The 19,209-nt window shown below is 56.4% G+C and carries 19 protein-coding genes; 10 read left to right on the top strand and 9 right to left on the bottom strand.

The features are described 5' to 3' along the window. Positions 1 to 277: 277 nt before the first annotated feature. Complete coding sequence (gene gapA / locus ACQUTD_RS08900) at positions 278 to 1,273, top strand: glyceraldehyde-3-phosphate dehydrogenase (RefSeq protein ID WP_072568225.1); 996 nt, start codon at positions 278 to 280, stop codon at positions 1,271 to 1,273. Positions 1,274 to 1,356: 83 nt separating this feature from the next. Beyond that, positions 1,357 to 2,241, top strand: a complete 885-nt coding sequence (locus tag ACQUTD_RS08895) for an aldose epimerase family protein (RefSeq protein ID WP_473274995.1) — start codon at positions 1,357 to 1,359, stop codon at positions 2,239 to 2,241. Between the two features lie 33 nt (positions 2,242 to 2,274). Here ACQUTD_RS08895 and ACQUTD_RS08890 read toward each other — a convergent pair whose 3' ends face one another. Beyond that, a complete protein-coding gene (locus ACQUTD_RS08890) occupies positions 2,275 to 3,129 on the bottom strand; it encodes an aldo/keto reductase (RefSeq protein WP_473274836.1) in 855 nt (284 codons plus the stop codon). Between the two features lie 90 nt (positions 3,130 to 3,219). Next, positions 3,220 to 3,966 (bottom strand): MipA/OmpV family protein, encoded by a 747-nt coding sequence (locus ACQUTD_RS08885; RefSeq protein WP_473274837.1) that lies wholly within the window; start codon positions 3,964 to 3,966, stop codon positions 3,220 to 3,222. A 434-nt stretch (positions 3,967 to 4,400) separates the two neighbouring features. On the opposite strand from ACQUTD_RS08885, the gene yeaG reads away from it, so the two are divergent. The 3 genes from yeaG (at position 4,401) to ACQUTD_RS08870 (ending at position 8,577) form a co-directional block, all read left to right on the top strand. Then, a complete protein-coding gene (yeaG, locus tag ACQUTD_RS08880; RefSeq protein WP_072568222.1) occupies positions 4,401 to 6,335 on the top strand; it encodes a protein kinase YeaG in 1,935 nt (644 codons plus the stop codon). Positions 6,336 to 6,444: 109 nt separating this feature from the next. Then, positions 6,445 to 7,728 carry a DUF444 family protein gene (locus ACQUTD_RS08875; protein WP_473274838.1) on the top strand — a complete coding sequence of 428 codons (1,284 nt, stop codon included), beginning with the start codon at positions 6,445 to 6,447 and terminating at the stop codon, positions 7,726 to 7,728. Positions 7,729 to 7,902: 174 nt separating this feature from the next. Next, entirely contained in the window at positions 7,903 to 8,577 is a 675-nt protein-coding gene (locus ACQUTD_RS08870; RefSeq protein ID WP_072568220.1) for a class I SAM-dependent methyltransferase, read from the top strand. Positions 8,578 to 8,640: 63 nt separating this feature from the next. On the opposite strand, the gene yoaI is transcribed toward ACQUTD_RS08870, so the two are convergent. Continuing rightward, entirely contained in the window at positions 8,641 to 8,745 is a 105-nt protein-coding gene (yoaI, locus tag ACQUTD_RS08865; RefSeq protein ID WP_099458762.1) for a small membrane protein YoaI, read from the bottom strand. A 314-nt stretch (positions 8,746 to 9,059) separates the two neighbouring features. Here yoaI and ACQUTD_RS08860 point away from each other — a divergent pair, with 314 nt between their 5' ends. The 3 genes from ACQUTD_RS08860 to ACQUTD_RS08850 all read left to right on the top strand — a co-directional run bounded on the left by ACQUTD_RS08860 (position 9,060) and on the right by ACQUTD_RS08850 (position 12,984). Next, entirely contained in the window at positions 9,060 to 10,394 is a 1,335-nt protein-coding gene (locus ACQUTD_RS08860; protein WP_072568219.1) for a glycoside-pentoside-hexuronide (GPH):cation symporter, read from the top strand. 15 nt (positions 10,395 to 10,409) lie between these two features. Next, positions 10,410 to 12,452, top strand: coding sequence for a TIM-barrel domain-containing protein (locus tag ACQUTD_RS08855; protein ID WP_473274841.1), 2,043 nt, complete (start codon positions 10,410 to 10,412; stop codon positions 12,450 to 12,452). A gap of 85 nt (positions 12,453 to 12,537) precedes the next feature. Further along, positions 12,538 to 12,984, top strand: coding sequence for a DUF441 family protein (locus ACQUTD_RS08850; protein WP_473274843.1), 447 nt, complete (start codon positions 12,538 to 12,540; stop codon positions 12,982 to 12,984). On the opposite strand, the gene ACQUTD_RS08845 is transcribed toward ACQUTD_RS08850, so the two are convergent. The 4 genes from ACQUTD_RS08845 to ACQUTD_RS08830 are packed head-to-tail and all read right to left on the bottom strand — an operon-like array spanning position 12,967 to position 16,047. Beyond that, on the bottom strand, positions 12,967 to 13,659 hold the full coding sequence (locus ACQUTD_RS08845) for an ABC transporter permease subunit (protein WP_473274844.1): 693 nt from the start codon (positions 13,657 to 13,659) through the stop codon (positions 12,967 to 12,969). The two genes, ACQUTD_RS08850 and ACQUTD_RS08845, sit on opposite strands and share 18 nt — an antisense overlap. Next, positions 13,656 to 14,399: an ABC transporter permease subunit gene (locus ACQUTD_RS08840; protein ID WP_473274845.1), complete on the bottom strand. Its 744-nt coding sequence runs from the start codon at positions 14,397 to 14,399 to the stop codon at positions 13,656 to 13,658. Before ACQUTD_RS08840 ends, ACQUTD_RS08845 begins: the two co-directional genes overlap by 4 nt. Next, a complete protein-coding gene (locus ACQUTD_RS08835; RefSeq protein ID WP_473274848.1) occupies positions 14,399 to 15,220 on the bottom strand; it encodes an ATP-binding cassette domain-containing protein in 822 nt (273 codons plus the stop codon). Before ACQUTD_RS08835 ends, ACQUTD_RS08840 begins: the two co-directional genes overlap by 1 nt. A 2-nt stretch (positions 15,221 to 15,222) precedes the next feature. Then, the gene (locus ACQUTD_RS08830) at positions 15,223 to 16,047 is read right to left on the bottom strand and encodes a transporter substrate-binding domain-containing protein (protein ID WP_473274849.1); all 825 of its coding nucleotides are present in this window, start codon (positions 16,045 to 16,047) and stop codon (positions 15,223 to 15,225) included. A 287-nt stretch (positions 16,048 to 16,334) separates the two neighbouring features. Here ACQUTD_RS08830 and ACQUTD_RS08825 point away from each other — a divergent pair, with 287 nt between their 5' ends. Continuing rightward, a complete protein-coding gene (locus tag ACQUTD_RS08825; protein WP_473274850.1) occupies positions 16,335 to 17,522 on the top strand; it encodes a CynX/NimT family MFS transporter in 1,188 nt (395 codons plus the stop codon). Between the two features lie 20 nt (positions 17,523 to 17,542). Here ACQUTD_RS08825 and ACQUTD_RS08820 read toward each other — a convergent pair whose 3' ends face one another. Next, the gene (locus ACQUTD_RS08820; protein ID WP_473274851.1) at positions 17,543 to 18,250 is read right to left on the bottom strand and encodes a CTP synthase C-terminal region-related (seleno)protein; all 708 of its coding nucleotides are present in this window, start codon (positions 18,248 to 18,250) and stop codon (positions 17,543 to 17,545) included. 132 nt (positions 18,251 to 18,382) lie between these two features. Here ACQUTD_RS08820 and ACQUTD_RS08815 point away from each other — a divergent pair, with 132 nt between their 5' ends. Then, positions 18,383 to 18,736, top strand: coding sequence for a DUF488 domain-containing protein (locus tag ACQUTD_RS08815; protein WP_318364647.1), 354 nt, complete (start codon positions 18,383 to 18,385; stop codon positions 18,734 to 18,736). On the opposite strand, the gene ACQUTD_RS08810 is transcribed toward ACQUTD_RS08815, so the two are convergent. Next, positions 18,726 to 19,031 carry a hypothetical protein gene (locus ACQUTD_RS08810; RefSeq protein ID WP_473274853.1) on the bottom strand — a complete coding sequence of 102 codons (306 nt, stop codon included), beginning with the start codon at positions 19,029 to 19,031 and terminating at the stop codon, positions 18,726 to 18,728. The two genes, ACQUTD_RS08815 and ACQUTD_RS08810, sit on opposite strands and share 11 nt — an antisense overlap. Between the last annotated feature and the right edge of the window lie 178 nt (positions 19,032 to 19,209).

Genomic DNA, 19,209 nt, shown 5'->3' with positions numbered 1-19,209 from the left:
CAGGCGTCGACTTTTGTTCTAAACTTAGACGTTGCGAAATCGCAGCCAGGTAATTGTGATCTGATTCACATATTTATCTTGCATGGCCTTTAAAATTCCAGCCGGCGGCCCCATGTGGGTAGCAGCCCATTGGAAAAGTGAGGCGACTCAGTCGCGCAAAGGTTGTGCACAGGATTGATTTGTCGCAATGATTGACACGATTCCGCTTGACGCTGCGTAAGGTTTTTGTAATTTTACAGCCAACCTTTTATTCACTAACAAATAGCTGGTGGAATATATGACTATCAAAGTAGGTATCAACGGTTTTGGCCGTATCGGTCGCATTGTTTTCCGTGCTGCGCAGGAACGTTCTGACATCGAAATCGTTGGCATCAACGATCTCCTGGACGCTGAGTACATGGCGTACATGCTGAAATATGACTCAACACACGGTCGTTTCAACGGCACCGTTGAAGTCAAAGACGGCCACCTGGTTGTTAACGGCAAAACCATCCGTGTTACCGCTGAAAAAGACCCGGCTAACCTGAAATGGGGCGAAATCGGCGTTGACGTTGTTGCTGAAGCTACCGGTATCTTCCTGACCGACGAAACTGCTCGTAAGCACATCACCGCTGGCGCGAAAAAAGTGGTTCTGACTGGTCCTTCCAAAGACAACACCCCGATGTTCGTTCGTGGTGCTAACTTTGACAAATACGAAGGCCAGGACATCGTTTCTAACGCATCCTGCACCACCAACTGCCTGGCTCCGCTGGCAAAAGTTATCAACGACAACTTCGGTATCGTTGAAGGTCTGATGACCACCGTTCACGCGACCACCGCTACTCAGAAAACCGTTGACGGCCCGTCTCACAAAGACTGGCGCGGCGGCCGCGGCGCAGCACAGAACATCATCCCGTCCTCTACCGGCGCAGCTAAAGCTGTAGGTAAAGTACTGCCGGAACTGAACGGCAAACTGACTGGTATGGCGTTCCGCGTTCCGACTCCGAACGTATCTGTTGTTGACCTGACCGTTCGTCTGGAAAAAGCAGCCTCTTACGAAGAAATCAAGAAAGCCATCAAAGCCGCTTCTGAAGGCGAAATGAAAGGCGTTCTGGGTTACACCGAAGACGACGTTGTTTCTACCGACTTCAACGGCGAAGTGTGCACTTCCGTGTTCGATGCTAAAGCAGGTATCGCACTGAACGACAACTTCGTGAAACTGGTTTCCTGGTACGACAACGAAACTGGCTACTCCAACAAAGTTCTGGACCTGATCGCTCACATCTCCAAATAAGTTGAGATGAGAATCTGATCCAAAAGAGCGACTTCGGTCGCTCTTTTTTTTGCATTGAAGACAGAGGATTGAGGAATATCATGATGATTACTAAAATTTTTGCTCTTCCGGTCGTTGACCAGTTCACCACCGCCCTTTCCCGCCGCGTGCTGGACGATCTGGACCTCATTGTTGTCGATCACCCGCAGGTGAAAGCCTCCTTTGCCCTGCAGGGCGCGCATCTGCTCTCCTGGAAACCCGCTGGCGCTGAAGAAGTACTGTGGCTGAGCGATACTACGCCGTTTAAAAATGGCGTGGCGCTGCGCGGCGGCGTACCCATCTGCTGGCCGTGGTTTGGCCCGGCGGCGCAGGAAGGCCTGCCGGCACACGGTTTCGCCCGTAACCTGCCGTGGACGCTGAAAGCCCATAACGAAGACGATAACGGCGTGGTGCTGACTTTTGAACTGCAAAGCAGCGATGCCACCCGTCAGTACTGGCCGCATGACTTCACCCTCTATGCCCGCTTTAAGCTCGGCAAAACCTGTGAAATCGAACTGGAAGCCCACGGCGAATTCGAAACCTTTTCTGCCCTGCACACCTATTTCAACGTTGGCGACATCAGCGCGGTGAAAGTCAGCGGCCTCGGCGATCGCTTTATTGATAAAGTGAACGGCGCGAAAGAAGACGTGCTGACTGACGGCGTGCAAACCTTCCCGGACCGTACCGATCGCGTCTACCTGAATCCGGAAGCGTGCAGCATCATCAACGACGGCGCGCTGAACCGCACCATTGAAGTGATCCACCATCATCACTGTAACGTGGTTGGCTGGAACCCTGGCCCGGCGCTCTCCGCCAGCATGGGCGATATGCCGGACGACGGCTATAAGACTTTTGTATGCGTGGAAACTGCCTGCGCCACTAAAGCCCAGAAAGCCACGGAAGAAAAACCGTCCCGCCTGGCGCAGACCATCCGCGTGGTTAAACGCTAAGACATCTCCCCTCTCCCTGCGAGAGGGGAAAAATTACACCATGTCGAGCGGCGTTTTGCGCCCCGGTGCCGGAAACGCCTTCTCCAGCATGGCAATGGCTTCGGCGGATAAGTTCAGCGCCAGCGCAGCGGCATTCTCTTTCACATGGTCCACGCTGGAGGCTTTCGGTATGGCCATCACCCCCTGCTCGCGGATCGCCCACGCAAGTAAAACCTGGGCGGGCGTGGCCTGATGCGCATGGGCAACCTCCTGTACGGCGCGACTGTTGAACAGGTCATCACGCAGCCGCCCGGCCTGGGCCAGCGGACAATAGGCCATCACCGGCATCTGCTGTTGGCGGCACCAGGGCAGCAGATCGAATTCAATGCCGCGCGATCCCAGGTGATAGAGCACCTGATTAGTGGCGCAGGCCTGACCGCCCGCCACGCTCCACAGTTCCTGCATATCGTCATAATCGAGATTTGAAACGCCCCAGCGACGAATTTTGCCCTCGCGGATCAGCCTTTCCATCGCCTCGACCGTTTCCGCAAAGGAATAATTGCCGCGCCAGTGCAGCAGATAGAGATCGAGATAATCAGTTTGCAGGCGGCGCAGGCTGGCTTCGCAGGCGGCAATGGCTTTTTGCCCTCCGGCGTTCCATGGATAGACTTTCGAGACCAGAAATACCTGCTCCCGCAAGCCCTGAAGCGCCTCGCCGACCACCTCCTCCGCGCCGCCATCGGCATACATTTCGGCGGTGTCGATAAGCGTCAGGCCAGCGTCAACGCCTGCACGCAATGCGGCGATCTCTTTTTGCCGCTGGCTGGCGTCCTCCCCCATATACCAGGTGCCCTGCCCGATGGCGGGCAGGGCCAGTTCGCGCTCAAACATCACGGTTTTATCGCTCATGCTCGTCTCCTGTGAGTGTTGTTCCACCCCAATGCAAACAGGGCGCAAAAGCGCCCTGTTATTCACTGAATGCACAATGTCATTGCACAATCAGAAGCTGTAGGTAACCCCTGCGGACAGTGCGCCCGCCCAGGATTTATCCACCATCGGGCTGTCTTTGACTTCGCTGGACAGATGCGTGTAGCGGCCAATGCCGTAAACGCTCCAGGCATCAGTCAGTTTATAGCTCGCGCTCAGCTCCAGATACGGGCTCCAGTCGCTGTCCGGATCGTAGCGATCGAGACCACTGCGGCGGGATTCCTTACCGGAAACGCCGTAGTAGTATTCGTTCATGTTTTCGCTGCTCCACTCAAGACCGATACCCGGCGTTAACGTCAGGCCGCCGTTGGTATAGCGATAAAGCCAGGCCAGATCCCAGGAGATACCGTTGCTGTTATCCAGAGTATCGCCCGCCAGACTGGTGCGCAGGAAGCCGTACTGGGTGTTGTGCACGTAGGACAAGCCAGCCATCAGCGTCGCTTTACGTTTATCAAGGCGACGCAGCTGCCAGTTGTCGCTGTCTTTAGGTTTGAATTCAAACGGAGAGTAATAGGCGGTGATGGAGAGTTTGTCGCTCTCATCGTTCCACAGGTAATAGCCGCCGCCCAGACCGCGGAACCAGAAGTCATCCCCTTCATAGGTGATAACCGGTACCGGAACCACATCGCGATCGTAGTCCTTATACGGCGTTTCAAGGACACCAACACCGGCACCTACCGAAAAATTATTGTCAGCCAGAGCTGAAGTGGCTGTGATGGCGGTCAGAACGCCCAGCGCCAGAACTTTGAATTTGGTCACAATCCTTTCTTTCCTATCGTCAAATAATGGGGCCAGTGAAGTGTAACTGCCCGCGCCGTGCTTCCCAAATTTTTTTACCCGAATATTACAAAACTCAACACATCATCTTGCGGTCTGATAATGACAGCGCGTTTGCAATGATATGACGCTGCGATGAAGCGCTGGCGCGGCCTATATCACGAAACAGAAAAACATCAGATGAGTTATTGATATGTCATTGAAATTGGTTTGCGGTGGCATGCAAGTTTTGCAAATGCCATCTACGCTTAATTTTAAGAAGGTGTATCGCGAGCACGCGAGCGCCGGGCGTCCTGTCACCTGGCACGCGGGTTGTTGGTACTCATCAGCAACGTTCAACCTACCTCTTCCGGGAGCCTCCACAATTCATATGAACGGCTCTTAACCTGTGCTAAAAAACGAAAGGACGGCATGCCATGAATATATTCGATCACTATCGCCAGCGCTATGAAGCTGCCAAGGACGAAGAGTTCACACTGCAGGAGTTTCTTTCCATATGTCGGCAGGATCGCAGTGCTTATGCCAATGCGGCAGAACGCCTGTTGATGGCCATTGGTGAGCCAGTGATGGTGGATACTGCTCTGGAGCCACGGCTTTCCCGTCTGTTTTCGAACAGGGTAATTGGACGCTACCCCGCCTTTGAAGAGTTCTATGGTATGGAAGAAGCCATTGAACAAATCGTTTCTTATCTCAAACACGCCGCGCAAGGGCTGGAAGAGAAGAAACAGATCCTTTATTTGCTCGGCCCGGTGGGTGGCGGTAAATCGTCGCTGGCCGAGCGCCTGAAATCCTTAATGCAGCGCGTCCCCATTTACGTGCTGAGCGCTAACGGCGAGCGCAGCCCGGTCAACGATCACCCGCTGTGCCTGTTCAATCCGCAGGAAGACGCGCAAATTCTGGAAAAAGAGTACAACGTACCGCGGCGTTATCTCGGCACCATTATGTCGCCATGGGCGGCGAAGCGGCTGCACGAGTTTGGCGGCGACATCACTAAATTCCGCGTCGTGAAAGTCTGGCCGTCGATCCTGGAGCAGATCGCCATTGCTAAAACCGAGCCCGGGGATGAAAACAACCAGGACATCTCGGCGTTGGTCGGGAAAGTGGATATTCGTAAACTGGAAAACCACGCGCAGAACGATCCGGACGCCTACGGCTATTCCGGCGCGCTGTGCCGCGCCAACCAGGGCGTGATGGAATTCGTCGAGATGTTTAAAGCGCCCATCAAGGTGCTGCATCCCCTGCTGACGGCGACACAGGAAGGTAACTATAACGGTACTGAGGGGATTTCCGCCCTGCCGTTTAACGGCATTATTCTTGCGCACTCCAACGAATCCGAATGGGTGACGTTCCGTAACAACAAGAATAACGAAGCTTTCCTTGATCGTGTCTATATCGTCAAGGTGCCGTACTGCCTGCGCATCTCGGAAGAGATGAAGATCTACGAGAAACTGCTTAATCACAGTGAGCTGGCCCACGCGCCCTGCGCGCCGGGGACCCTGGAAACACTGTCACGTTTCTCGATCCTCTCGCGCCTGAAAGAGCCGGAAAACTCCAGCATCTATTCCAAAATGCGCGTTTATGATGGTGAAAGCCTGAAAGATACCGATCCGAAGGCGAAATCTTATCAGGAGTATCGCGATTACGCGGGCGTGGACGAAGGCATGAACGGTCTGTCGACCCGATTTGCGTTCAAAATTTTGTCCCGCGTCTTTAACTTCGATCATACCGAAGTGGCGGCTAACCCGGTGCACCTGTTCTACGTGCTGGAGCAGCAGATCGAGCGCGAGCAGTTCCCGCAGGAACAGGCAGAGCGTTATCTGGAGTTCCTCAAAGGCTATCTGATCCCGAAATATGCCGAATTTATCGGCAAGGAGATCCAGACCGCGTATCTGGAATCCTATTCGGAATACGGACAGAACATTTTTGACCGTTATGTCACCTACGCCGATTTCTGGATCCAGGATCAGGAGTACCGCGATCCGGATACCGGCCAGCTGTTCGATCGGGAATCGTTGAACGCCGAACTGGAGAAAATCGAGAAGCCCGCCGGGATCAGCAACCCGAAAGACTTCCGTAACGAAATCGTCAATTTTGTGCTGCGCGCCAGGGCGAATTTCAGCGGCCGTAACCCGAACTGGACGAGCTATGAAAAACTGCGCACGGTAATCGAGAAGAAAATGTTCTCCAATACCGAAGAGCTGTTACCGGTGATCTCCTTTAACGCCAAAACCTCAACCGACGAGCAGAAGAAACACGACGATTTTGTCGATCGCATGATGGAAAAAGGCTATACCCGCAAGCAGGTTCGTCTGCTGTGCGAATGGTATCTGCGCGTGCGTAAATCGTCCTGACAGCCGCCCGGCGCACGCCGGGCCAACAATAATACTCCGTAGGCCGGGTCTGCGTCCGCGCAGCCCGGCACCTACAGATCCTGCGAACAGTTGGCAGTACGGAGGGCGTATGACCTGGTTTATAGACCGGCGTCTTAACGGCAAAAACAAGAGCACGGTGAACCGCCAGCGCTTCTTGCGCCGTTATAAATCGCAAATCAAGCAGTCGATTTCCGGGGCCATCAACAAGCGCTCGGTCACCGACGTGGACAGCGGCGAGTCCGTTTCCATCCCGTCTGAAGACATTAACGAACCTATGTTTCATCAGGGACGCGGCGGCCTGCGCAACCGCGTTCATCCCGGCAACGATCACTTTGTGCAGAACGACCGCATTGAACGTCCGCAGGGGGGCGGCGGTGGCAGCGGCAGCGGTCAGGGTCAGGCCAGCCAGGACGGTGAAGGCCAGGACGAATTCGTCTTTCAGATCTCCAAAGATGAATACCTCGATCTGCTGTTTGAAGATCTGGCGTTGCCGAACCTGAAAAAGAATCAGCATCGCCAGCTTAACGAATACAAAACCCATCGTGCGGGCTATACCGCGAACGGTGTACCGGCAAATATCAGCGTAGTGCGTTCACTGCAAAACTCGCTGGCGCGCCGTACGGCGATGACCGCGGGCAAGCGCCGTCAGCTGCGCGAGCTGGAAGAAAATCTGGAACAGGTGGCGAACAGCGAGCCGGCGCAATTACTGGAAGAGGAACAGCTGCGCCGGGAGATCGCCGAACTGCGGGCGAAAATCGAACGTGTACCCTTTATCGACACCTTTGATTTAAGGTACAGGAACTATGAGAAACGCCCGGAGCCGTCCAGCCAGGCGGTGATGTTCTGTCTGATGGACGTGTCAGGCTCGATGGATCAGGCCACCAAAGACATGGCGAAGCGTTTTTATATTCTGCTTTATCTGTTCCTTTCCAGAACCTATAAGAACGTGGAAGTGGTCTATATTCGCCATCACACCCAGGCCAAAGAAGTAGACGAGCATGAGTTCTTCTACTCGCAGGAAACCGGCGGCACCATCGTTTCCAGCGCCCTGAAGCTGATGGATGAGGTGGTGAAGGAGCGTTACGATCCGGCGCAGTGGAACATTTACGCGGCGCAGGCCTCCGACGGCGATAACTGGGCCGATGACTCCCCGCTGTGTCATGAGATACTGGCGAAGAAGATCCTGCCGGTAGTGCGTTATTACAGTTATATTGAGATCACCCGCCGCGCCCATCAGACGCTGTGGCGTGAATATGAGCATTTACAGGCAAGCTTCGATAACTTCGCTATCCAGCATATTCGCGATCAGGATGATATTTATCCGGTGTTCCGCGAGCTGTTCCACAAACAGGCCAGCGACGCCCATAATTAATGCTTTTCCCGCAAAAAAGCCGGTGAACGTCAGTCCACCGGCTTTTTCATTTCCGCTATCCGCCTAAATGCCCCGCAAAATGCCAGCTATTTCCCCCCTTGTACCCGCCCCTTCTGTGGCAAATTTAACGTCAGGTAAATACCACCAACTCACTACACGAAGGAAACCGCCCTGATGCTCGAAATTTCAGACCTGAAATTATTTTTAGAAGATCCTGAATTACAACGGGTCATTGATGACGTCTGGGATTCGGTTGGCGCAGCCATGGTTGAAGCGCAGGCCGCGCTGCCGCCGGAACTGGCGATGCCGCGCAAAGAGCTTTCTTTCCACACGCATGTGAAATTCCTCGGCTATCTCTGCTGGCTGCTGGAAAATTCTAAAGCCGAAGGCGACATCATTGAAATTGGCGTGTGGAAGGGTAAATCCAGCGCTTTCATGAACGAAATGTGTAAACGTAAACGCAAAATCATCAGCGTCGATCCGATGGAGTTGCCGAATCAGGCTAATGAACTGGGCTTCTATCACGAGCGCCTGTTCCCGGAAGTGAATCTGGTACGCGGTTATTCAGAGCACAGCATTGAGCGCGTTCTGGCATTCAACCCGAAAACCTTGCTGCTGCATATCGACGGCGGTCACCTGGGACGCCATGTGCTGATGGATTTCCTGCTCTATTCGCCAACGGTGATCAGCGGCGGCTACATTGTGTTTGATGACTATCGCGATCATCAGTATTCGCCGGAAGTGGGTCCTGCGGTGGATCTGCTGCGTGCCGGAGGTTACTTCCGTGGCTTTGACGTCATTGGCGTCGTGCCGGGCTACGAAAACAGCTACTTATTACAGAAACAATAACTAAGAAACACGTTACCTTTTTGCCGCCCCCGTGGCGGCTTTTTCTTTTCCCGCCCGGCAGCTTCAGCCGGAACGCTCCAGAATCAGTACTGATGCCACCAGCACCATGATAATGGCTAAAAAAGTGGAGGTGATAATCAGCGTTTCCATTAGCATGGGATCGTTCATTGTCACACCTGTCGCTTTTACGGACGATGCGCCATTATCAGCCAGCGCGCATGACAAATTTATGACGTTTTTCCTGTATTAATATGAATATTATTCCGCTGAAACGATTCCTGCGCTGCGTTATTTCCTGCTTTTAGGATATGGACTAAAAGCACTTAAAATATGGAAATTACCGCCATTATTGTTACCGGTATCACGAAAATGCGTTTCCATAACCCCATTAGTAAATCTCGCAATTGTTAAGCCTGACAACATGCATCAACAATAGTCTCTGAACTATCGACAAAATACCCTTACAGAGACAGGTGAATAAGATGCAGGAAAAGATCACCCGTAAAGAAAAAATAAGTTATGGTCTGGGCGATATGGCCAGCCATGTCGGGCTGGATAATGTCATTATATTTCTCACCTTTTATTACACCGATGTGGTTGGCTTACCGGCGGCCTTTGTCGGCACGATGTTTTTGCTGGCGCGTACCGCCGATGCGATTATCGATCCGGCGATGGGTTATCTTGCGGACCGCACCCGAACCCGCTGGGGCAAGTTCCGCCCGTGGATGCTGTGGCTGGCCCTGCCCTTTGGCGCGAGCTGTCTGCTGACCTACGCGGTGCCGGAATCCCTCACCCTGACGGGGAAAATGATCTTTGCCTCCGTGACCTATACCTTCATGATGCTGATGTACACCGCCATTAATATTCCCTACTGTTCGATGGGCGCGGTGATCACCCCCAATAACGAAGAGCGTATTTCACTCCAGTCTTACCGTTTCTTTTTAGCCACCCTCGGCGGCGCGATGTCGACCTTCTTTATGATGCCGCTGGCAGAATATATTGGCGGCGATGACAAATTACTCGGCTACCGTGCGGCAATGGCGATTATGGCCGCGGCGGCGGTGATCATGTTCTGGATCTGTTTTACCAATACCCGTGAACGTATCAATGCTCCCGCCACGCATAATAATTATCTCGCGGAATTACGCGATTTATTAAAAAACGATCAGTGGCGCATTGTCGCCGTGCTGGTGCTGACCAATATTGGATTTGGGGTGGTACGTCTTGGCGCGATGATGTATTTCGTCACTTATTATCTTGGCAGCGCCAGCTATTTTATGTGGATGCTGGGGGCGCATATTCTCGGCAAAGCGGCGGGCAGCGCGCTGGCGAAACGGCTGACGCGTAATTTCAGCAAAGTGCAGATGTTTGGTTACTGCGCGGTGCTGGCGGGCGTGCTGAGTATCGCGCTGTTCTTCGCACCAAAATCCGTACTGGTGCTGGTGCCGCTGACCTTTATCGTCTCCACTCTCTACCAGGCCACCACCACCCTGATGTGGGTGATGATGGCGGACGTCGCTGACTACGGCGAATGGTTGCAGGGCAAACGCATGGATGGCGTGATCTTCTCCACCTTCCTCGCGGTACTGAAACTCGGCATGGCGATCAGCGGCGCTATCGTTGGCTGGACGCTGGGCTTCAGCGGTTATGTCGCCAACGCCCCGACGCAGAACAGCACCGCCATGTACTGCATCGTCGCGCTCTTTACCGTGGTGCCGGGCGTTCTCTCCCTGTGCGCCTTCGCCATGCTGCGCTGGTACAAGCTCGACGACAACACCATGAAATCCATCCATTTAGCTAAGCAAACGGCTGCATAAAAGGACGCATTATTTATGAGCGAACTGATCCAACATCCTGACAGCATCGAATGGCGCTTTGAACGACAAATCCTGCGCGTGGAACCCTGGGGTGAACACAGCCTGCGCGTGCGCGCCACCTGCGCCCCGGCGTTCACCGATAATCTGCATGCCCTGCTGCCACGAAACGACGCCGGTGCAAGTGAGATCACCGCCAGCGCGGAAACCCTGACATTGCGCAACGGTAATATCACCGCGGTGCTGAACCTGAAGGGTCAACTGGCCTTTTACAACCAGCGTGGCGAGCTGCTGCTGGAAGAGATGTGGCGGCAGCGCTCCACCGTCGGCATTGGGGCCAGCGAGAAAAGCCAGGATAAATACGTCAGCGCCCTGAAGCTGGACGGCCGGGAATTCAAACCGTTGCCCGGCGGCAAATATCAGCTCACCGTGCGCTTTGAATCGCGCAATGACGAAAAAATCTACGGCATGGGCCAATACCAGCAGCCGTGGCTGGATCTGAAAGGCTGTGTGCTGGAGCTGGCCCAGCGTAACTCCCAGGCCAGCGTGCCGTTCATGCAGTCGAGCCTCGGCTACGGCCTGCTGTGGAATAATCCGGCCATCGGCGAGGCGAGTTTTGCGAAAAACCACACCGAATGGCAGGCGCGGGTTACTCAGGAGATGGATTACTGGATCACCGCCGCCGACAACACCGTACAACTGACCCGCCAGTACGCGAAAGCCACCGGCACGCCGCCGCCCGCCCCGGCATTCACCAGCGGCCTGTGGCAGTGCAAACTGCGCTACCGCACCCAGCAGGAAGTGCTGGAGGTAGCCCGTGAATATCGTCGTCGCCATCTGCCGCTGTCGGTGATGGTCATCGACTTCTTCCACTGGCCAAATCAGGGCACCTGGTGCTTCGATCCTGTGGACTGGCCCGATCCGGCGGCGATGGTCGCGGAACTGAAATCGCTGGGCATCGAACTGATGGTGTCCGTCTGGCCGACGGTGGAAGCGCGCAGCCCCCTGTTCCCGGTGATGAAAGCCAAAGGCTGGCTGGTGACCAGCGATCGCGGCGTACAGGTGGATCTCGATTTTATGGGTAACACCACCTTCTTTGACGCCACCCACCCGCAGGCGCGGGAATTTGTCTGGGAGACGGTGAAGAAAAATTACTACGATCTGGGCATTAAGCTGTTCTGGCTGGACGAAGCCGAGCCGGAATACCGCGCCTATGACTTCGATAACTACCGCTACCACGCCGGGCCGGTGCTGGAAGTCGGCAACCAGTATCCGCGCGATTTTGCCCAGGGCTTTTATGATGGCCTGACGGCTAACGGCGAAACGGAGATTGTGAATCTGGTGCGCTGTTCCTGGGCGGGCAGCCAGCGCTTTGGCGTGCTGGCCTGGTCCGGGGATGTGCATTCATCCTTCCACGCCTTTCGCAACCAGCTGGCTGCCGGGCTGAATATGGGACTGGCGGGCATTCCCTGGTGGACCACCGATATCGGCGGTTTTCAGGGCGGCAACGTGAACGATCCGGCGTTCCATGAACTGCTGATCCGCTGGTTCCAGTGGGCGGTATTCTGTCCGGTGCTGCGTATGCACGGCTATCGCGAGCCGCAGATCCAGCCGCCGGAAAGCTACCGCAACGGCATTCCGCAGTGTAACAGCGGTTCGCCGAACGAGCTGTGGAGCTACGGCGAGGAGAATTTCGCCATTATGCAGCACTGGCTGTCGGTGCGTGAAACGCTGCGTCCGTATGTCGATGCGCTGTTTGACAACGCCCACCAGCATGGCGATCCGTTGATGCGCCCGCTGTTCTGGCATTATCCTGATGAACCACAAAGCTGGCAGGTGGAAGATCAGTATCTGTTTGGCGAGGATCTGCTGGTGGCGCCGGTGATGCATGCCGGTCAGCGCCAGCGTGATGTCTGGCTGCCGGGCGTCCACGGCTGGGTGGCGCTTAACGGCGAGCGTTATCAGGGGCAGCAGCAGATCACCGTGGATGCGGCCCTTGAAACCATTCCGGTATTCATACGGGAAAACAGCCCGCTGGTGGATTTACTGGTACAAGGTTGAAAATCATCTGAACCAAAAAACGCCTGTTTCTTCACGCGGATGCGCGTAAAGTAAGCAGGCTAACTTTTCTGGTCAGGATGCCGCCATGTTCGATACCACGCTGTTTATCTTACTCGCCCTCGCCGCGCTGGGGTTTGCCAGCCACAACACCACCGTGGCCATTTCTATTCTGGTGCTGATCATTGTGCGGGTGACGCCGCTCAACGCCTTTTTTCCGTGGATCGAAAAACAGGGGCTGACCATCGGCATCATCATCCTGACCATCGGCGTGATGGCCCCCATTGCCAGCGGCACCCTGCCGCCGTCAACGCTGTTGCACTCCTTCGCCAACTGGAAATCCCTGATCGCCATTGCGGTTGGCGTTTTTGTCTCCTGGCTTGGCGGGCGCGGCGTCACGCTGATGAGCTCGCAGCCGTCGCTGGTGGCCGGATTACTGGTCGGTACGGTGCTCGGCGTGGCGCTGTTCCGTGGGGTGCCCGTCGGCCCGCTGATCGCCGCAGGCCTGGTGTCGCTGTTAATTGGACGGCAGTAAACGTCGCCGCTGCCAGCGTTTCACCGACTGCTCCAGCAGGCTGCACAGCAGGTAATAAACCAGGCCGGTAAAGATAAACAGCGCCGCCGGATAGACCTGAACGCGGCTGTTTACCTGGCCTGCGACAGTGGTCAGTTCCGGCACATTGACGATAAACGCCAGCGAGGTATCTTTCAGCAGGGCGATGAGCAGGCCGACATAAGACGGCAGCGCATTGCGCAGCGCCTGCGGTAGCAGCACCCAGCGCAACAGTTGCAGGCTGCTGAATCCTCCGGCGACAGCCGCCTCATATTGCCCTTTCGGCAGCGCTCCCAGGGCAGCGAGGGTCGAATACATCACCGAGGCCGAGGTGAACCATGCCAGCGCCAGCGTGACGGTCACCGCCCCCGGCAGATCAGCACCAGTCAACGCGGGCAGTAAAAACCACAGCCAGAAAATGACGAAGATCAGCGGAATGCCGCGGATCAGCTCCGCCCAGACAAAGAGCACCCTGCGCGGCCAGCCTTTGAAACGCCAGGCGCAACAGGCAAGCAGTATGCCGCCGGGAAAGGCCAGCGCCGCCGCCCCCAGCGTCATCAGCACCGACAGCAGCACGCCGCCCGGCTCGCCCTGCGCGGTACGTCCGAGCAGCAGATAATCCAGATTGTCGGTAATGACCGTAATACTGGCGATCATTGTGTTTTCTCCTTACGCGCCCGCCACCAGACAGGGGCATTGAGCAGCAGACTCATCACCAGGCCGAGCAGCAAATAGAGCGCGCTGCCGATGGCGAACGCCTCCAGCGCATGGGCGTTGAAGCTTTCGATCTGCCGCGTCTGGTAGGTCAGTTCCGCAAAGCCAATACCGGTCGCCAGCGAGGAGAGTTTCATCAGATTGAGATACTGACCGACCACCGGCTGCCAGGCATTTTTCAGCCCCTGCGGCAGCAGGATCCAGCGGAACAGCGCCAGCGGACTGAAACCCTGGGCGGTGGCCGCTTCCACCTGGCCGCGCGGCACGGCATGCAGCCCGGACTGGATCTCCTCCACCAGAAAGGCGGCGGTAAACAGCCCCAGCGCCCAGGCTGAGCTGAGAAACTCCGGCGTAAACCACCAGACGTCCCCCGGCAGCACCGAGAAGACGTGCTCGTCATTCACATACTGACGAAACGCCTGCGGCAGCAGATTCCAGGCAGCGAAATACCAGAACAGCAGTTGCACCAGCAGCGGCGTATTGCGAAACAGTGACACCCACACCGCCACCACGCCCCGCCCCACGCGCCCGCCGGTCAGACGCAACGCCAGCAACAGCACGGTCAATAAGGTCGCGAGCAGCATACCCGCCAGCGTTACCCACACCGTGGTCAAAAAACCGGAGAGGATCCACTGCGCCGGCTGGCCGGTCAGCACGCCGGCCCAGTCAGGATGAAAGTTCATCAGCCGTCCCTGTTTTCAGCATGTAACGGGTTGAGCACCTTTTGCAGAAACCGCTGCGCGCGGGGATGCTGCGGCGCGGTGAAAAACTGCGCCGGGGCCGCCTGCTCAAGGATTTCACCGCCATCAATAAAGATCACCCGGTCGGCGATTTCGCGGGCAAACTGCATTTCATGGGTGACGACGATCAGCGTGATGCCGCTGTGCGCCAGCGATTTCATTACCTGTAATACTTCGCCGATCATCTCCGGATCCAGCGCCGAGGTGGGCTCATCAAACAAAATAATGTGCGGGCTGGCCGCCAGCGTGCGGGCGATCGCCACCCGCTGTTGCTGCCCGCCGGAGAGCTGCGCCGGGAAATGATGGGCTTTATCCAGCAGACCGACGCGCTCCAGCAGGCTGAGGGCGATCTGCTGCGCATCCACTGCCGATTTACCATGCACGCGGGTCAGCGCCAGGGTGATGTTATCCAGCGCGCTGAGATGGGCGTAAAGATTGAATTGCTGGAACACGAATCCCACCTGGCGGCGGATCTGCCGCAGGGCGCGGCCTTTCAGCCCGCTGGTGGGGTTGCCGTCGATAAGGACCTCGCCGCTGGTCAGGGTTTCCAGCTGGTTGATCAGGCGAATGAGCGTTGATTTTCCCGAACCGGATGGCCCGCAGACGGCAAGCACTTCCCCGGCGCGCACCTGCAAATCAATATTCTTAAGCACCTGATGATCGCCGTAACGCTTGCTCACCTGACGGAATTCGACCGTGCCTTTTTGCACGGCAAACGCCTCCGTGGCCGACGCCGCGGAGGTGGAAAATAAACCTGCAAACATAATTACTTCGCTTCTATTTTAAAGCTGCGCGGCTGCGGGGTTTTGGTTTGCGGGCCAAACCAGGCGTCGTAGATTTTCGCGGCATCACCGCTCTGCTCAAGCTTCACCAGTTCGTCATTCACCGCCTTCAGCAGCGCGGTTTCGCCTTTGCTGACGCCAACGCCGATTTCTTCTTTCGACAGCAGATCCGGCAGGATTTTAAACTTCGCTTTGTCCGGCGCTTCCGCCAGCAGACCGGCAAGAATGGTGCTATCCTGGGTGATCGCCTGCACATTGCCGTTACGCAGTGCGGTCAGCGCCAGCGGGATATCGTCATAGGCCAGCACGCGGGATTGCGGGAAACGCTGGTGCAGCGCCTGCTCGCCGGTGGTGCCTTTCACCGCGCCGATACGGGCTTTGCTGTAGGCATCCAGCGAATCTTTGCCGTCAGCGGGGACGAGGAATTGCTGCCCGGTCACAAAATAGGGCGTGGAGAAATCGATCACCTGCGCGCGCTCCGGGGTGATGGTGATGTCAGCGACAATCAGATCCACTTTCCCGGACTGCAACAGCGGAATACGGTTGGCGGGGTTGGTGGCCACCAGCTCCAGCTTCACGCCGAGGCTTTTAGCAAGCGCTTTGGCGAAATCCACGTCGTAGCCCACGATGTCGTGGGTTTTTGCATCGATGGCGCCAAACGGCGGGTTGGCATCAAAAGTGGCGACTTTAACAACGCCCGCGGCTTTGATGTCGGCCAGTTTATCGGCATGCGCCGCAAAGGAGAGCGTGGTCAGCAGCGCCAGCGCAGTCAGCGCGACGGTTTTTTTGGTCTGTGCGAAAATTGCCATGCTAATGGTGATCCGTTGTTATTGAAATTGCTGCTAAATTCACACAGCTCTCCCCGCACAGACAAATATCAAAAAGTGCATTACATATCGAAAAAAGTTATGAAAAATGCCTGCACGAAAGGATCCTCTTATAATTTCCTTTCCGGCAGCATAAACCCGGAATAACCACACCTTAAGAATGGTCTGACAAGCAGAAAATCATCGGCATGATGCGCTGCCAGATTTGGCGGGTGGACGTTCTGGGATTAGACTGACGCGGCTCAATAAGCCAGAAAACAGAGAATATAATGACTACCGCTATTTCACTTCGCACAAGGCAGGGATTGCTGCTGTTTACCGGGATCCTGTTGATTGCCACCACGTTACGCGTCACTTTCACCGGCGCGGCCCCGTTGCTGGGGGCTATTCGTGACGACTACGGCCTCACCACCGCGCAGACCGGCATGCTCACGACGCTGCCGCTGCTGGCCTTTGCGCTGGTGTCCCCGCTGGCGGCGGGCATCGCGCGCCGCCTGGGTATGGAGCGCAGTCTGCTGGTGGCGATGGTATTGATTTGCGCCGGTATCGCCGTGCGCTCCCTGCCCTCGGCGGCGCTGCTGTTTACCGGCACGGCGGTGATCGGCTGCGGCATTGCGCTGGGTAACGTGCTGCTGCCGGGGATCATCAAACGTGATTTCGCCGGTCAGGTGGCGAAAATGACCGGCGCCTATTCCCTGACCATGGGCGCGGCCGCGGCGCTCGGCTCAGCGCTGGTAGTGCCCATTGCACTGCACGGTTTCGGCTGGCGCGGCGCACTGCTGGCGCTGATGGCGTTTCCGCTGCTCGCCCTTGCTCTGTGGTTGCCGCAGTTGCGCGCCAGCGCGCCTGCCGCGCTCAGCAGCACGCCTGGCCTGCACGATCGCGGTATCTGGCGCTCGCGCCTTGCCTGGCAGGTCACGTTGTTCCTCGGCATTAACTCGCTGATTTATTATGTGATTATTGGCTGGCTGCCCGCGATTTTGATCAGCCACGGCTACAGCGAGGCGCAGGCGGGATCCCTGCATGGTCTGTTGCAACTGGCGACCGCCGCGCCGGGTATTCTGATCCCCCTGGTGCTGCATCGTCTGCGCGATCAACGCGGCATCGCCGCTATCGTCTCGCTGCTGTGCGCCTTCAGCGCCGTCGGGCTGTGGCTGTTCCCGGCGCAGGCGGTGCTGTGGACGGTGATCTTTGGTTTCGGATCCGGCGCAACCATGATCCTCGGCCTGACGTTTATCGGTCTGCGCGCCAGCTCGGCGCATCAGGCTGCGGCTTTATCCGGCATGGCGCAATCTGTGGGTTATCTGCTGGCCGCCTGCGGGCCGCCGCTGATGGGGAAAATTCATGATGCCAGCGGCGACTGGCATATTCCGCTGCTCGCCTGTGCGCTGTTAGCGGTGGCAATGGCGGTATTCGGCGCTTTTGCCGGACAGGATCGCGAGATCAACGCTGGCTGACCCCGCGACTATCAGGAAAGTTAGTTGCTGGCCGCGCGCAGCATAGCGTGCACCAGCGGCACCGGGCGTCCGGCCAGCGCGCCGCGTTCATGCTGGAACAGGGTGGCGACGAAGAACGGATGGCTGGTCAGCTCCACCGCGCGGATCTCGCCCTCTTCGTCCCAGCCGGTGACGCGAAAATCGCTGCTGCTGAGGGCATCGGCAAATTCGGGGGAGATCCCGAAGCGGCAATGATAGCCTTCCTCAATACTGTCGCGGCCATAGGCCTTGCCGATCAGCGTGTTCGGACGCAGTTCAATCACCCCGGTTTCCTCCACCAGCGAACACTGTAAGGCGGATATCACCATCCGGCCCTCGGTGTCGGTTTCCGCGTGCGCGGCATCTCCCCAGCCCAGCACATTACGCGCGTACTCGATCATCGCATGCTGGAAACCCCCACAGGTGCCGAGGAACGGGATGCTGTTTTCACGGGCATAGCGAATAGCGATAAACGCGCCTTCAGGATTTTTGTAGGGGCTGGCAGGTACCACCCAGATGGCATCGTATCCGACTAAATCTTCGGCGCTGTTAATTTCCGAGGTCGCCAGCCAGTCATAATCAGCGGTGAGGTTTTGTACGGCGGCGGCATCATCAATCGCCAGCGGAATGGCCTGGTGAGCAATAACCTCAGGATTGTAATCACCGACGAGGGCGATGCGCAGCGTTTCTTTGACAGGCAGGTGGTCCATGGGGGTTCCCTATGTTGTGCAATTTATGGGTAACATAAGGAACATCAGAATAATGATCTTTTGTCGTTATCACAACACCTTAAAATTCACAGGTGAAGCTAATCAGCCCCCTGATTAATAAGGAGTATGAGGATGATCAACTGGAAACGGGTATATGACGCCCCGGCAGAGGATGACGGGTATCGGGTACTGGTAGACAGGCTGTGGCCGCGCGGCATCAAAAAGTGTGACCTCGCCTGTGATGAGTGGTGCAAAACGCTGGCACCGTCAACAGAACTGCGCAAGGCCTTTCATAGCGGGACGCTGGATTTCGCCGCGTTCACTGAGCAGTATCGCGCCGAACTTGCAGGACAGCGCGAGGATGGCAAGCGTCTCGCGGCGCTGGCAAAAACGCAAAATCTGACGCTGTTATATGCGGCGAAAAACAGCGCGCAAAATCATGCGCAGGTGCTGGCAGCCTGGCTTGGCGACATGGTTAATACATAACCCGGGCGTCGGCTTCCTGAGGCATGGCATCCGGCAGCAGCGGCATCAGGTGTTCGGCGCGGACAAAGGCGAAACCATGCTGGCCATCAAAGGTAAAGACATCGCCGATCACCAGCCACAGCGCACGCGGCGCGTTATCTGGCATCTGCGTCATCACCCCGTTCACGGGGTTGAGAAAACGCCCACCCGGCTGGCAGAGGCCAAACAGCTCTACCGATTTACCAATATTACGACGACCGACAGGGGTCTGCGCGCCAATGATTAAGGCCTGGCTGCCCGGTTTTAACAAGTACATGCTGCTCTCGTGCTTCGTTAAAGATGTTTAAGATAAATCCGAAAACGAAGTTTACCCTGGCTAAGGCCGTTCTGTCACCCTCCCCTGAGGATGCCACCGGACCGGGTTTTTCACGCTGGCAATGAAAGTCTCATTTAACGCGGCGCAGTAATCCGTTATCGTATAAGAAAATACTGAT

This window comes from Enterobacter sp. K510, assembly GCF_055804875.1.
Note: the sequence above shows the minus strand (reverse complement) of the source record. Positions and strands in the feature narration are given on the sequence as shown.